At 38.9% G+C, this 15,022-nt stretch carries 14 protein-coding genes; 7 read left to right on the top strand and 7 right to left on the bottom strand.

The features are described 5' to 3' along the window. Window positions 1–49: 49 nt before the first annotated feature. The 3 genes from DBR40_RS02530 (at window position 50) to DBR40_RS02520 (ending at window position 3,070) form a co-directional block, all read left to right on the top strand. Window positions 50–1,522 carry a DUF5687 family protein gene (locus tag DBR40_RS02530; protein WP_124558225.1) on the top strand — a complete coding sequence of 491 codons (1,473 nt, stop codon included), beginning with the start codon at window positions 50–52 and terminating at the stop codon, window positions 1,520–1,522. A 2-nt stretch (window positions 1,523–1,524) separates the two neighbouring features. After that, window positions 1,525–2,217 carry an ABC transporter ATP-binding protein gene (locus DBR40_RS02525; protein WP_199748258.1) on the top strand — a complete coding sequence of 231 codons (693 nt, stop codon included), beginning with the start codon at window positions 1,525–1,527 and terminating at the stop codon, window positions 2,215–2,217. Window positions 2,218–2,392: 175 nt separating this feature from the next. Next, window positions 2,393–3,070, top strand: a complete 678-nt coding sequence (locus DBR40_RS02520) for an OmpA family protein (RefSeq protein ID WP_199748257.1) — start codon at window positions 2,393–2,395, stop codon at window positions 3,068–3,070. Between the two features lie 470 nt (window positions 3,071–3,540). Here DBR40_RS02520 and DBR40_RS02515 read toward each other — a convergent pair whose 3' ends face one another. Beyond that, window positions 3,541–3,885 (bottom strand): hypothetical protein, encoded by a 345-nt coding sequence (locus tag DBR40_RS02515; protein ID WP_124558223.1) that lies wholly within the window; start codon window positions 3,883–3,885, stop codon window positions 3,541–3,543. A 149-nt stretch (window positions 3,886–4,034) separates the two neighbouring features. Here DBR40_RS02515 and DBR40_RS02510 point away from each other — a divergent pair, with 149 nt between their 5' ends. The 3 genes from DBR40_RS02510 to DBR40_RS02500 are packed head-to-tail and all read left to right on the top strand — an operon-like array spanning window position 4,035 to window position 6,757. Continuing rightward, window positions 4,035–5,066, top strand: a complete 1,032-nt coding sequence (locus DBR40_RS02510; RefSeq protein WP_124558222.1) for a Gfo/Idh/MocA family oxidoreductase — start codon at window positions 4,035–4,037, stop codon at window positions 5,064–5,066. Window positions 5,067–5,071: 5 nt separating this feature from the next. Continuing rightward, complete coding sequence (locus DBR40_RS02505; RefSeq protein WP_317125514.1) at window positions 5,072–5,848, top strand: zinc-dependent peptidase; 777 nt, start codon at window positions 5,072–5,074, stop codon at window positions 5,846–5,848. 18 nt (window positions 5,849–5,866) lie between these two features. Continuing rightward, window positions 5,867–6,757, top strand: a complete 891-nt coding sequence (locus DBR40_RS02500; protein ID WP_124558221.1) for a DUF6263 family protein — start codon at window positions 5,867–5,869, stop codon at window positions 6,755–6,757. 51 nt (window positions 6,758–6,808) lie between these two features. Here the strand turns inward: DBR40_RS02500 and DBR40_RS02495 are convergent, their stop codons facing one another. From DBR40_RS02495 to DBR40_RS02475, 5 genes are all read right to left on the bottom strand, one after another. After that, window positions 6,809–7,795 (bottom strand): alpha/beta fold hydrolase, encoded by a 987-nt coding sequence (locus tag DBR40_RS02495; protein WP_124558220.1) that lies wholly within the window; start codon window positions 7,793–7,795, stop codon window positions 6,809–6,811. 126 nt (window positions 7,796–7,921) lie between these two features. Next, window positions 7,922–8,764, bottom strand: coding sequence for a GIN domain-containing protein (locus DBR40_RS02490; RefSeq protein WP_124558219.1), 843 nt, complete (start codon window positions 8,762–8,764; stop codon window positions 7,922–7,924). Between the two features lie 4 nt (window positions 8,765–8,768). Then, window positions 8,769–9,143, bottom strand: a complete 375-nt coding sequence (locus DBR40_RS02485; protein ID WP_124558218.1) for a GntR family transcriptional regulator — start codon at window positions 9,141–9,143, stop codon at window positions 8,769–8,771. 18 nt (window positions 9,144–9,161) lie between these two features. Then, window positions 9,162–9,974 (bottom strand): hypothetical protein, encoded by an 813-nt coding sequence (locus tag DBR40_RS02480; protein ID WP_124558217.1) that lies wholly within the window; start codon window positions 9,972–9,974, stop codon window positions 9,162–9,164. Window positions 9,975–9,977: 3 nt separating this feature from the next. After that, window positions 9,978–10,805: an ATP-binding cassette domain-containing protein gene (locus tag DBR40_RS02475; protein WP_124558216.1), complete on the bottom strand. Its 828-nt coding sequence runs from the start codon at window positions 10,803–10,805 to the stop codon at window positions 9,978–9,980. 296 nt (window positions 10,806–11,101) lie between these two features. Between DBR40_RS02475 and namA the strand changes: the two genes are divergently transcribed. Next, window positions 11,102–12,184 carry an NADPH dehydrogenase NamA gene (gene namA, locus DBR40_RS02470; RefSeq protein WP_233603769.1) on the top strand — a complete coding sequence of 361 codons (1,083 nt, stop codon included), beginning with the start codon at window positions 11,102–11,104 and terminating at the stop codon, window positions 12,182–12,184. A 412-nt stretch (window positions 12,185–12,596) separates the two neighbouring features. On the opposite strand, the gene DBR40_RS02465 is transcribed toward namA, so the two are convergent. Continuing rightward, on the bottom strand, window positions 12,597–14,909 hold the full coding sequence (locus DBR40_RS02465; RefSeq protein WP_124558215.1) for a TonB-dependent receptor: 2,313 nt from the start codon (window positions 14,907–14,909) through the stop codon (window positions 12,597–12,599). Between the last annotated feature and the right edge of the window lie 113 nt (window positions 14,910–15,022).

Here is a 15,022-nt window from a genome sequence, read left to right as displayed (position 1 = left end):
TTTCTTCCATAAGTGATACTAATAATTAAACTATTAACTAAACTATTATATGCTGAGTACTTTTTTAAGTCACCAAAGAAAATCTTTTTGGCGTTCGCGAAATAAAGGCGGGAGTATTGCAACACAAATCATTATTGGTTTCTTTATGCTTTATTTTCTCGTTATTGCCGCACTGGTTGGTTTCGGTATGACGTTGTTTCTTCCCAAAATTTTTCCTAATCAGGGCATCATGAAAAGTTTTAACGGAATAATTTTATATTACTTCGCGTTCGATTTCCTCATGCGTTTGCAGCTGCAGGAAATCCCAACCCTGAGTATCATTCCATACCTGCATCTTAAAATATCAAAGCGTAAAATCATTAATTTTTTGAATGCAAAAGCACTTTTTTCTGCATTTAATATCTGGCCGTTGTTTTTGTTTTTCCCATTTATATTTATTGAAATAGGTGGGGTAGAAGGGCCATTGGTGGCATTAATGTATGTTATTGCAATCCTTTCCATCATGGTATTTAACAACTATTTTGTGTTATACCTTAAACGTAAATCAATTACCAACTTCTTATTTACGCTAATTGGTTTGGGTATAGTGGGCACATTTGCTGCCCTTGAGTATTACAAGGTCATTTCGATCATGGCCGCATCCAATTTTGTTTTTAGCCAAATGACAGCAAGACCTTACCTCGGATTGGTTTTTCCGGCAGTAGCCGCTGTTATTTTTATCGTCAACTCCAACTATCTGCGTCGAAACCTGTATGTAGAGGAGATGGGCGCTAAACAGGAGAAAAAGGTAAGTACTGATTATCCCTTTTTAAACCGTTTTGGCAAGGCTGGCGAATTGGCCGCACTCGAACTAAAATTAATATTAAGGCACAAACGCCCGCGTTACTCGATAATTATGGGCGCATTTTTCCTTTTATATGGCTATCTCTTCTATAAGGCGCCATATATTGCAAGTGATTCTTTTGCCAAAATGATTTTCGCGGCCATTTTTATGACCGGTTTTTCTATCCTGAGCTATGGCCAGTTTATGTTTGCCTGGCAAAGTTCACATTTTGATGGCCTGTTAATCAACAAAATTGATTTCAAAGATTACATCAAAGGCAAGTTCCTGCTTTTTACCATAATATGCACGGTTGTAACCATCCTGGCCAGCTTTTATGCATTTTTAAGTCCGAAGCTTTTGTTGTTGCACCTGGCTGCTTACTTATACAACATTGGCTTTTGCACGGTGCTGGTTTTGTATCTGGCTACATTTAATTACAAACGGATAGATATTACCCGTAGTGCGAGCTTTAACTTTCAGGGGATGGGGGCCACACAGTGGATTTTAATGATTCCATTCGTTTTACTCCCTTACCTCATTTATTTACCTTTTGGTTATTTTAACAGACCTTATTTAGGTTTAATGACCATTGGTTTCTTTGGTTTAGTAATGCTGGCCATGAGGAGTTACTGGATAAACTACATTGCAAAGAAATTAGAATTAAAACGTTATAAAATAGCCGAGGGCTTTAGAGAATAATTATGATTTTAGAAGTTAAGAATTTACAAAAAGTTTATGGCGATAAAACCGTTGTAAACATCGATGATTTACAAATCGTAGCGGGCGAAACTGTTGGTTTGGTTGGCAATAATGGCGCAGGTAAAACTACTTTCTTCAGGATGCTCTTAGATCTGATTCGCCCTACGCAGGGAGAGGTGTTATCAAAAGGCGAAAACGTAATGCAAAATGGAGACTGGAAAAATTACACGGCTTCCTTTTTGGATGAAGGCTTTCTGATCGATTATTTAACCCCTGAGGAGTATTTTATATTTATAGGAAGTTTGCACGACATGAGTGTGGCTGATGTTTCAACCTACCTGACGCAGTACAGCGAGTTTTTTAATGGCGAGATTTTAAACAGTGGCAAATACATCCGCGATTTTAGTAAAGGGAACCAGGTTAAAGTTGGTATTGCTGCAGCATTAATGCAAAAGCCCGAGATTTTAATTTTAGACGAACCTTTTGCCAATCTCGATCCTACAACGCAGATTCGCTTGAAGAATTTATTAAAAGCACAGGCTGGCAACATGACAACTTTTATTTCGAGTCACGATTTAAACCATGTTACCGATGTATGCCACAGAATCATTTTAGTAGAAAAAGGGAAAATAATTAAGGATTTTAAAACCGACGAAAATACATTACAGGAGTTGGAGAGTTATTTCTCTGCCTAGTTTTTGTACTAAGAATGATACAATATGAAAGCGTCCACAGTAAACTGGACGCTTTTTTTGTCTAAAAAATAGTCTTTTCGATGCGATAGGTTAAAAATAAGCCGAAAATGAAGTCTGTATAATTTTTGGCATTGTGTTTGAACACAAGCTGTAGAAATTATAAATCTAGATTATTATGAGTATTTCAAAAGTAAGAATAGCGACATTAAGTATAGGGTTAGCAGTTGGTTCGATGGCATTCCAAAGCTGTGATAGTTTAACTAAAACACAAAAAGGAGCCGGAATTGGTGCTGCAGCTGGTGGTGTTATTGGAGCCTTAATTGGTAAGAAGGCCGGTAATACAGCAGTTGGTGCTTTAATTGGTGGTGCTATTGGCGGTACAGCCGGAGCATTTATCGGTCGTAGAATGGATAGACAGGCAGCCGAAATCCAAAAAGCAATTCCTAACGCTGAAGTTATTCGTGAGGGCGAAGGTATTATTGTAAAATTCGACAGTGGTATCTTATTCGACTTTGATAAGACTGCATTAAAAGATGCTGCTAAAACCAATATCCAGAGTTTGGCTTCATCATTAAATCAATATCCAGATACGGATATCAAGATTATTGGTCATACCGATAGCAAAGGTACAGAGCAATATAACCAGGGCTTATCTGAGAGAAGAGCAGCTGCGGTTAAAGCTTATGCCGTTTCGCAAGGTGTACCTTCAAGCCGCTTAGTTACCATTGGTAAAGGTTTTTCAGAGCCAATTGCTGATAACGAAACTGATGCTGGGCGTGCTGCAAACCGTCGTGTAGAAATTGTAATCGTTGCTAACGATGCGCTAAAAGCTTCTGCACAAAAACAAGGATAATATCGCAATTTCCCACTACCTGTGAGGTCATTATAAATCCAGCCCCGGTGTACATCCACTGGGGTTTTTTTATGCTTTGTGGTATGCCTGTATTTATCGCTTCTTATCCTGGTCCTGTCGAAGGGCCTTAGCTAATCTTCTGTTTGCGAATCAATTAGTAATAGCATACCCTATTCCGGGTTTAGCGCCTCACGAAACATAAAGCAGACAGTAAAAATATCTTTTTTGGAAAGCAGATTTCTGTGCGTATCGGTTCCGACAGCCCTGCTATCCACTTCAAGCCTCCACTTTGTTACGGGCTTTCCGGTTCTATCAGGTTTATTTAACTGTGGTTGGCATAGGTTAACCTGTAAAGCTCGGCTAGCATTAAAAGAGGTAAACGGCCTGGTTTTCCAAAACATTTAAAATAAGTCTTCGAAAAGATTTATATCGGATGAGAATACCCAACACCACGAATGGCATGTTAATATTTAAGAATAAATATCTTCAAAATAGCTCACCACAAGCGATTTCATTAGCATTTCCTGCTCGAGCATGGTGTAAGGCGGAATGGCCTTAACCAGTTTCCAGTGTGGCCATCCATCCTGGTCTAAGCCCTCCAGTTCGTAAAAGCCCATTTCACTCAATAAGCGGCAGGTAGCAATGTGCATCAATTCCTCTTTCTGGCGCTTGCTGTATTTTTTCGGTCCTTTGCCTAGTTCCTGTACGCCAATTAAAAAAAGCATCACTTTTAAATCAGGAAAATCCGAATCAAATTCTTTTGAAATCTTCTCCTGTAAAACTTTCCACTTGGCATTAATCTCCGAAGGTTTCATGTACTGTTTTGTTAATTATTAATTTTTCAGATTTGATTCCAAATTTGTGCAAAGATAGTGTAAAAAGGTGTAAGCGGCAGGTAAAAAGGTTGACGGTTTTAGTATCAATGCTTCTATCTTAATTGTATTTTTGGTTACATTTATAACTTATGGATACAAACAAAACAATCGGTGCAGGAGTATTGGCTTATGGTATGTCGGGCAAAGTTTTTCATGCCCCATTTTTAGATGCACACCCGGGCTTTAATTTAAAAGCTATAGTAGAACGCAGCAAAAAAACAGCTGTTAACGATTACCCTAACATCATAAGTTACAATAGTGTTGATGAACTTTTAGCCGATGATGAAATAGAACTGGTTGTAATCAATACCCCAAATAACCTGCATTACGAGCATGCAAAAGCAGCTTTGAATAGCCATAAACATATTCTGGTAGAAAAGCCCTTTACTGCAACAACAGCCCAGGCAAAAGAACTTTTTGAACTTGCAGATAGTGTCGGTAAACAAATCTTCTTTTACCAGAACCGCCGCTGGGACAGCGATTTTACTTCGGTACGAAAGGTTATTGAAAGCGGTAAGCTGGGTAAGCTGGTCGAAGTACACATGCGTTACGATCGCTACCGCAATGTAATTGGGCCGAAAGCATTTAAAGAAAACCCTGTTGAAGCCAGTGGCTTATTATATGATTTGGGACCTCACCTTTTAGATCAGGTAATTGGTTTATTCGGTAAACCTCTAAGCTACCATAAAATTTTAGGTAAAAACAGGGCTGGTACCTTAGTTGATGATTATTTTTCGATCCAGTTAAGCTACCCGGATAGTCTGAATGTTTTTGTTACTTCTAGTATGTTGGTGGTAAACCCACAGGCTGGATTTGTTTTGCATGGCATGAACGGCAGCTTTATAAAACATAGAACCGATATTCAGGAAGAACAGCTTCTGGCAGGCATGAAATTAAGTGATCCGGCTTATGGTATTGAATCTGAAAGTAAAGATGGCGTATTAACCACCATTGCTGCGGATGGAAACAAAACCGAAGAAACCATTTCGTCAGAAAGAGGAAGTTATCTGCCACTTTTCGAAGCTGTTTATCAGGGTATAGCCAACAATAAGCTTTATCCGGTAACGCGCGAAGATGTTTTAGCTCAAATGGAAATTATAGAAAGCCCTGCAACTGCGTAATCCCGATGATGAATTCTCTTCCGTTTGTTTACCTGATCCCAATTTTTCTGATCGCCCTCTATTTCATATTGAAGAAAAAGAAAGTGGCGATAGAGCCCTTAACCGATGTCGACAAAAAAATACTTGACGAATATGTAGACTATTACCATAATCTCGACTCGACGGATAAACTGAGGTTCGAAGAAAAGGTTGCTACTTTTTTCAGTACGGTTAAAATTGAGCCTGTTGGCCTGGAAATGACCACGCTCGATGAGTTGTTGATCGCCTCTAGTGCAGTGATCCCGATTTTTGGTTTCGACGACTGGCAATACAAGAATTTAACCAGCGTTTTATTATATCCCGATACCTTTAACAAGGATTTTCAGTTTGAAGGGGGAGAACGAAATATTATGGGCATGGTAGGTACAGGCTATATGAACGGGCAGATGATTTTATCGAGATCTGCACTACGCCATGGGTTTTCTAAAAGTGCAGGAAAAGAAAATACCGCTATCCACGAATTTGTTCACCTTTTAGATAAATCGGATGGTGCAACCGATGGTGTGCCAGAGAATTTAATAGCACACGAATACACCTTGCCGTGGATTAAAATGATGCACGAGGAAATTGAAAAGATTGAAGATAATAAATCGGATATTAATCCTTATGCTACCACCAATGAGGCCGAATTTTTTGCGGTAGTTTCAGAATATTTTTTCGAAAAACCCGAGCAGCTAAAAGATAAACACCCCGAATTGTACTGTCAGTTAAGCCGTATTTTTGCCCAGCAACCAGCCGGATAGTTTTAACAATAAGAAAGAATGAAAATATTCATCACACTTCTCTGCAGTTTGGCATCACTTGGTGTATGGGCGCAAAAAACATACTCGCTTAAGCAAAATTATCCTACCGGTAACAAGTATAACTTTTCGTTTATTTCAGATCAGATTATTAACCAGAAAATCAGCGGCAGGAGTATCAATTTAACGCAAGCCATAGGTACCGATTACACTTTTGATATTACCGAAGGGCATAATGGCGATAAAGATATAAAAGTAACCTACAACAGGTTATTTATGAAATCGACTGCAATGGGAAATACCATGAACCTGGATTCGGACGAAGCAGATAGCACAAAGAAAGGACCGTTTGCAGGTTTAAAAGGGGCATCTTTTTACATGACAGTGGCCTCAAACGGAGCAATTAAAACTGTTGCAGGTATTGACAGGATGCTGGATAATGTGGCTGGGAAAATGACCACTGATACCGCTAAGTTGAAGGCCATCAAAAACGCATTGGGTAAGCAATTTAGTGCCGAGGTGGTTAAACAAACCATGGAATCTTCCTTTAAAATTTATCCCGAAAAACCGATTAAGATTGGAGATAGCTGGACGGTTGATACCAAACTGCAAATGAGCATGCCGATTGAAACCATTACCCAATATATTTTAAAAGAGGTGAATGATGGCGTTGCGATATTGATTGTAAAAGGCACTTTAATTTCGAAGGGAAGTTTTGAGGTGATGGGCAACAAGATGGAAACCGATTTAAAAGGCACTAATTCTGGAGAAACAGCCGTCGATTTAAAAACTGGAATTGTATTAAACAGTCATCTGCGCATTGAGCTCTATGGCAAAATGAAATCGATGGGGCAGGATATCGATTTTGAAATGCAGGGCATTAATAAAATTGTAGGGAAAGAGATTAATTAGTTGAATTTTAACCCTTATAGGTTTAAACAACCTATAAGGGCTGGTAAAAGATTATAAACTACCCGTTAAAGCCACCATAAATTCTGTCGGAATTTCGATGTGCGGAATATGGCCACAGGCATCGAATTCAATAATTTTGGCGCCAATAATTTTAGCTGCGGTTTGTTTACCTAACAATCTGTACTGGCCATGTATCGACTGCTGATCGGGCGAAAGCAAACCCTTACCTACAATGGTTTTATCTTCTTTACCAATAAACAGCACTGTTGGTACTTTAAGGTTCTGAAATTCGTAAACCACCGGTTGCTCATAAATCATGGTAAATGTCATGGCTGCCACTTTAGCCCAGCGTGCATAATCGGCACTTAGTGTAACCCCTCCGGCAACGCCCACCAGATATTCGTATTCTGGTTTCCAGTAAGTAAAATAAGAGCCCTGATAATATTTACGTACACTTTCTGCCGTAGTTTTAAGTTCTGTTTGGTATTGTTGTTCAGTCGTTACATAAGGTACAAAGGTTTTATAATCTTCGAGACCAATCGGGTTTTCGAGTAAAAGTTTTTCCGTTTTTTCGGGAAACATTAATGCAAAGCGTGTGGCCAGCATGCCGCCCATACTATGCCCCAAAACTACCGTTTTCTGAACGCCAAGGGTATCCAGCAACCTACTGTTCCACGTGGCCATCTGGTGAAAACTATAATGGATAAAAGGCTTTGATGATTTACCAAAACCAATCTGATCAGGTACTATAACGCGGTAACCAATTTGGGTTAAGGCTTTAATTACCTCGGTCCAATAATAACCACCAAAGTTTTTACCGTGAAAAAGAATGGCCGTTTTGCCGTTGGCAGCCTGCGTAGGCTGAATATCCATATAGGCCATTTTAATATCCTGGCCTTCGGTGTTTATCGGGAAATATTTTACGGGGTAGGGGTATTTTACGCTTTCTAAAGTGATAGATAGCGTATCAATCTTTTGTGCTTTAACCTGGCTAAAAACGAATAGTGAGAGGGCAAATAAAAAGAAAAACTTCTTCATGGATTGGGTATTGATATAAAAACTAAACTAATTGACCCAAGTTATACTTTTGCCAATTAGTTAGCTTAAAAATCATGCCCTTTTTACATTGTCACGAATTAGATGTAAGTGCTATGACGATTCAAATTAATCTTTGAGCATCTGTTTTAAATATTTTACAGGCATTGCAATGGTTGTTTCATCTGATAAACTCCCAGAAATTTTATCGATTTTAACTTTGTCTATCTTAATCTCTGATTTTTCAAAAGTATTAATCGTTAAGTTTTCTATATTTTTATTTTCCTTCTCCTCGCTCTCAATATTTACGGATGAGTTTTTACAGATAATATTTAAATTCTTGTAATTGTTGTTTCCTGAATTAAATGTCGCACTATCCAAATTGATGTTTAAATTTTTAATTTCAGTTTGGTTAATTACCCTGTTAATCTTCCCATTTGAACTAAATGTTATAGGTGAACCAAATGTTAGCAGCCCTGAATTTTTAATATTAATACTTAAACTATCTGTTTTTGCAGTTAAAGTCAGGTTCGCAGAGTTATTCAGGTTAAGTTTATCAACGTTAGGGCTATATATCAAGATGACTACTTCATATCGATGACTAACTGATTTGCTCTCCTTGCTATCAAAATTGATCTGCAATATACCTTCGCTATTTACGCTTACATTGATGTTCTCTTTCATGTCGGCAGGTATCTTTACGCCAGTTACTGTACTTTTAATAAAGTGAAGTTCAAGGCCATTTCTTTGTGCATCTGGAATATTAACAGCGTTGAATGAACTTTTGATTGGAATCGAAATTTTATCCTGACTCACCTTGTCAAAAGGTTCCGCATTTATAACCTGTTCTTCTACAAAGTCATTACCTGTTGAGGGGCGGTAATTCATTTTAACATTTACGGCCACAACAATTATTGGGATAATAATTAGCAGAGCTGCAAGGGTGATCAGTAATTTATTACTTGTTTTCATTGTTTTAGGCGTTAAAGTTTTCTTTTACAAACGTTTTGTATTGGTTTTCCAGTTCATCAAAATCAATGTTGAGCAGGTAAATATTCCTGAAAACGCTTGGTAGCTCATCTGTTATAAACTGTTGTTTGCGATAGCTTTTTACATGCTCAGCAGCAGCTTCGTCTACAAAAAAACCTATACCTCTTTTATTGTTGATGATGTTTTTATTTTGCAGCAACTCGTAAGTGCGCATTACTGTATTGGGGTTTACTTCCATTTCTACAGCCAGTTCCCGCACCGAAGGAACTTTCTCGTCGGCTTTCCATTTTCCTAACAAAATATGTTCACAAACATACTCCGCTATTTGAAGGTATATTGCCTTGTTATCTCTAAATTCCATATCTATACCTTTTTTAAATTAAACTTCTTTTTCTTTAAGGCGAACATAAGCGATCAGCCAAATGATCAGGCTAAGTGTAACAGATGACCAGAAAAATATAGTGAACACAAAATCCTTTTCCATGAGATTAGAATTATATATGCGGCTTTTACCCGCAGTTATCCAACTTCCAAACTTGATGGTCAAGAAAATGATGAAAGAAAATAAAGCGGTTACCGACACAGCAGTTTTAATGTAATGAAAGCGGTTAAAGTAGATAGAGCCAAGCAGAAAAATACTCGAGAAGAAAAAAGGAAGTGCAAATAAAAATTTGAATTCGCTTTCCGAAGTTAAATCGTCAAACAACGTACTAAAAGAAACCGCAGTTAGTTTACCCGTATTGTAATTAGTGGCTTTATTGTTCTGCCATAGCTCATTAATGTAGTTTAAAAACAGTGAATCAATTACATAGAAAATGAGCAGGTAACTTATTAAACTTAGAATTGCTGTAAAAAGGAATGCAACAATAAACTTCTCGCTAGCAGAGGCTGGGGTCATTAACTCCATAATTGCCTTTGGCTTTTGACCGAATGCACTAAAATAGGCGCTAGCCTCTATGGTTAAAAACAGAAAACCGATAGCAATAAAAGTAGGTAGGCGAAAACCCAGTTGAACATGGCCATGATCATCCCATCTATAAAGAGATCGGTTGAAATCCGGAATGTTAAAAAAATAAAACCCAATTATAATGCCGGCTAATACCACCAGACTCATCAAATAAATTTTTCCAAATTCAAGCCATTGCCTTTTAAGCAATAAGCCAAATCGATTCATATTAAAAGTGTTGTTCATGGTTTAGCTGAATAAAGGTTTAAATTTGGTTTTCTCGGCAAGGATGGCGTTAAATAGCAATTCCATATCCAGTTTGCTTTCTTCGTGATGATAGTTTGGCATTACAGCATTGTAACCCGATAAGGAAGGCTCTGCGTAAAAAATGCTCTCATCTAGTTCTTTTACTTTTTTAAAAGTGAGCTTTGTTGTAATTTCTTCTACCGATGCTTTTAGGGCAACATCGTTTTCATCAAGCATAATTATTGTATCGATTAAGTTATCCAGATCCCGTACCTGGTGAGTAGAAATGATGATGCAGCGTTCATCGGTTAATGCAGAAGCCATAATTTTTCTAAACTGTGCCTTGGATGGAATATCCAACCCGTTGGTTGGCTCATCCATAATTACCAGTTTGGCTTGCGTAGCCAGGCCGAAAGCAATGATGAATTTTTTCTTTTGACCATAACTCATGTCGATCAGTTTATTGCTTACTGGAATATCGAACTCCTTTAAAAGGGTGGCCAAATACTGGTGGTCGAAGTTGGGGTAAAAAGGTGCATTGGCTTTGAGGTAAGAATCGATTTTTACCGGGGGTAAATAAAATTCTTCGGGTATAAAACAAATTTGCGACAACAATGCAGGCTGTCTTTTGGCGGGATTAAATCCCATTACTTCCAGTTTGCCTCCTTGTGCGTAAACCAAACCAGCCAGGTTTTTGAGTAGCGTTGATTTACCTGCACCGTTTTTTCCAAGCAAACCATAAATATGACCATTGCTTAAGCGCATGCTCATATTTTTAAATAATGGCTTATGCTTGCTGTAGCCAAAATTCAGATTGTTAATTTCGATCATACCTACTGTATTAGTTAAATAATACACTAAAGTATGATTGATTCTTTAATTCACCAAATTTTTGTAGAAAAAAGTTTAGCGTTCAGCGAAAGGCGATTTTTTTATGAGTCGAAATTAAACGTCCTAAGCTCTTCGCTCTCCGCCATAGGAAGGTAAAATCTCCTTTTAATAAGTGATGTACTAAAACATCCTTAAGCTGTAGGTTGTATGTTTGTGGTATATGCAAAGAGCAGTACGTTACCGACTTATTTTCCTTTGCGGAAAACTTTGTGTTCTTTGCGGTAAAATAACCCAAGATGATGTCAAAATTATTTTCTCCCTTTAAAATAAAGGATGTAACCTTAAAAAATAGAATTGTTATTTCTCCAATGTGCCAGTATTCTGCTGTTGATGGTTTTGCTAACGACTGGCATCTGGTACATCTGGGAAGTCGTGCGGTAGGTGGTGCCGGCTTAATTATCCAGGAAGCTTCTGCCGTAACGGCCGACGGCCGGATTACTTACGCCGACTTAGGCATCTGGAAAGATGAGCATATCGAAAAATTAAAACAGATCGTTTCCTTTATTCACGATAACGGAGCCATTGCTGGCATTCAATTAGCACATGCCGGCAGGAAAGCCAGTTGCGAACTACCCTGGAACGGTGGCGAGCAGATTGCCGAAGGCGAAAATAGCTGGCAACCCGTTGCGCCATCGCCCATTTCTTTTAAACCAGGTCAGGTGGTGCCACATGAGTTGAGCATTAAAGAAATCCAGGATATTGTTTTTGCCTTCAGGGCCGCCGCAAAACGCGCCTTAGCTGCAGGTTATAAAGTTGTAGAAATACATGCAGCACATGGATACCTGTTGCACGAATTTTTTAGTCCATTGAGTAATAAACGCAGCGATGTGTACGGCGGGAGTTTTGAAAATCGGATTCGTTTGGTGATTGATGTTGTAGAGGCTGTACAGTCGGTTTGGCCGGCAGAGCTACCTTTGTTTGTACGGATTTCAGCTACCGACTGGACCGAAGGCGGCTGGAATGAAAACGATTCGCTGCAACTGACAGCAGTTTTAAAAGACCGTGGAGTAGATCTGATCGATGTTTCTTCTGGCGGAAATGTACCTGATGCCTTTATTCCGGCCGGACCAAATTACCAGGTTCCCTTTGCCGATAAAATCCGGAATGAGATTGGTATTTATACCGGTGCTGTGGGTGTGATCGTAGATGCACATCAGGCTGAAGAAATTTTGCAGGAAGGAAAGGCAGATTTAATTTTTATTGCCCGCGAATCGTTACGCGATGCTTATTTCCCAACACATGCGGCACAGGTTCTTGGCGATGATATTGAATGGCCAAACCAGTATGTTAGGGCAAAAAGAGAAACGTTAAAGAAATAGTTTGGTACGCTTAAAATAAATGAGATTCGTCATTGCGAGATGGCTTTTTCAGCCGTCGAAGCTTGCCTGCAGCAGATACCCAATCTTACAACGATCGCTATTAGCGTATGCTTTAGGACTGCTTCGTGCAGCAATGACGAATTTTCTATTTAGATCAGTCAATGATAAAGATCAGATTTTTGGCAAAAACATTGGATTGCTGATAACAGACCTTTTTAAGAACCGCCATTTCGAGCGGAGTGCAACGTAGTCGAGAAATCTGCTTAAAGATCTTTCCCCGCCTGTACGGGCAGGCATTTCGTTGCGCTTCAGTCGAGATGACGAATCTCTAATCTATCATTAATAGCTTGTCGAAGGACCTATCGAAATGCTTTTGAAGGCGTTTCGACAGGCTCAACGTGACAAAATTTTATTATTTAACCACAGTAAAAGGGATATAAAGTCCGAAAGTGATATTTCTTCCAGTATTGTATACGCCTAAACTAGGATTTTCCTGATCAAAACGACCTGGTTTAAACCTGTTTAAAGCATCGTAATATTTCTGATTTAAAAGGTTGTTTGCCGAAACAGATAATTTAACGGGTTGTTTGCCCAGATTAAAGGTTGCGCCAATACCTGCGTTTAACAAAGTATAGCCACTGGTTGGCGTTTCGAAAACTTCATCAACACGCGTTTGCTTAAATGCCGAATTAATACCTACTGAAAGGTAGGCGTCATTTGTGCCTTTTAATTTAGGTTCGAAGCGTAGCTCGTTCCTTAATGTTCCTGCCGGGATAAACGAAAGTGGTTTATCTAAAGTGTTATTTTGGGCATGTACGTATCCAAATGTATTTTCGAAGTGGATAAATGGAACTGGATGTATAGTTAAACTTGCCTCAGTACCATAGAGGTTGGCATTTACCTGTCCGTAACGGTAAACCGCAAAATCGGTTCCATCAACATCTCTTATTTCGCCATTGTTTGCCGCATAAATGTAATTATGGATGTAATTGTTGTAGACACTTACACTTGCACTCACAATTTTTCCTTCATATTCTAAAGCAGCATCTACCTGATAGCTGCGCTCGGGGCTCAAATTCGAATTGCCGATTTCGTATCTGAAAGTTCCTTCATGAACACCATTCGAGCCTAATTCGGCTGGGTTTGGTGCACGGAATGCCGAACCAGCATTGGCTTTAAAGTTCAGCTCATCGTTAAACTGGTGGGTAAAACCTAAAGCACCACTTACATTCGAAAACTTATTTTTGAAAGGCGCAAAAAGTTCTTCGCCATCATCAAATAACTGTTTGCCATTGTTTTTTCTAAAATCATAACGTGCTCCGATGCTAAATGTGCTGTTTTCCCAATTTTTCTTAGCATAAGCAAAAACGCCTAATCCAAAAGTGTCGTAAGCAGGAATTAAAAACTCAGTTCCCTTGTTCTGGCTGTGTGCATCATCTATACTTAGACCGAAAACAGGTTGCCATCCGTTAGTTTCATGGATATAATATTTCAAATCTGCATTGTAAGTTTTAAGGTCGAAAAATAATGCAGGATCTGGTCCGTCCAGTTCGCGGCGTTGGTTTTGCTGATAGCCAAAATCGGCCTTTAAATTACCGTTACCTAAAACAAAATTGTTATTTAAGGCAATTTTGAAATGCCTGATATCCTGACGTGGGTAATCTAAAGTACGGCTTTTGTAATCGCTGTTGGTAAAAGCACTTCCGTCTTCTTTAACAAAATTTCCGTTGTCATCTAAAGCAGGCTCGTAAAAACCAATGTTGTTGCGGAAATTCGAAACGTTTAAGTGTGTATAACCCCAGCTTTTGTTTAAGCCTACCATTCCGCTTAAATCGGTTTCGTTAAAGCCCGAATTAGGGAAATATCCGGTAGGTGTTTTAAAGGAATATGCGTTTTTATATGTTCCACGCGCTCTCCAAACAAAACCGTTTTCGTTACCGTTTAACATTAGCGAGTTTGCAGTAAGGCCGTTATTGGTCGAGTAATTGGTAATAAACTCACCTTTAACCTGACCTTCGGGTGCGGTACTGGGCTCTAATAAATTAATTACACCGCCAAGTGCATCAGAACCATACATTAAAGATGCTGCGCCGCGTAAAATCTCTACACGGTCTGATTTGAACTGGTCGATTTCGATGCCATGTTCATCGCCCCATTGTTGTCCTTGCTGTTTAATTCCGTCATCTAAAGTTACAATGCGGTTATAACCTAAACCTCTGATCACAGGTTTAGAAATAGAAGGACCTGTGGTAATTTGCGATACGCCAGGGATTTTGGTGAGGGCATCTATTAAATTAGTCGATGGCTGCAAAAGCAGGTCTTTACCTACAACTGCCGATGAGGCACTGTTTCTTTTACTGGTACTACTGATCAAACTTCCGGTAATTATAATTTCTTTGGTTTCGATAGCGGTTGGCTGCAGCGAAAACTGGAGACCTGCACCCGTTGAAAGATTAACCATTTGTGTAGCCGTTTTGTAGCCCACGTAATGAACCTCAACCAAATAAGTGCCTTTCGTAGGGAGGTTTTTAAGTGTAAAAGCACCATCGTTGTTAGTTACGGCAGTAACCTTTAAATCGGGTATAAAAATAGTGGCACCCGGTAATGTTTGTTTGGTACTGGCATCAATAACCTGACCTGTTATATCTTTTAGTGCCGAAGCAAAGGCAGTATTGCCCAATAAGGTATATAGAATTACTAAGCCAATTAGCTGTAATTTTTTCATGATAATGTATCGTAAATAAGCATGATAGAAAACCTAAAGCCATAGCGCTAACCTGGCTAGTTTAGTCTTTCGTATAAATAATGTTAATATAGGCACGCAAATGGTGCATTGGA

This window comes from Pedobacter sp. KBW01, from assembly GCF_003852395.1.
Taxonomy (GTDB): Bacteria; Bacteroidota; Bacteroidia; order Sphingobacteriales; family Sphingobacteriaceae; genus Pedobacter.
Note: the sequence above shows the minus strand (reverse complement) of the source record. Positions and strands in the feature narration are given on the sequence as shown.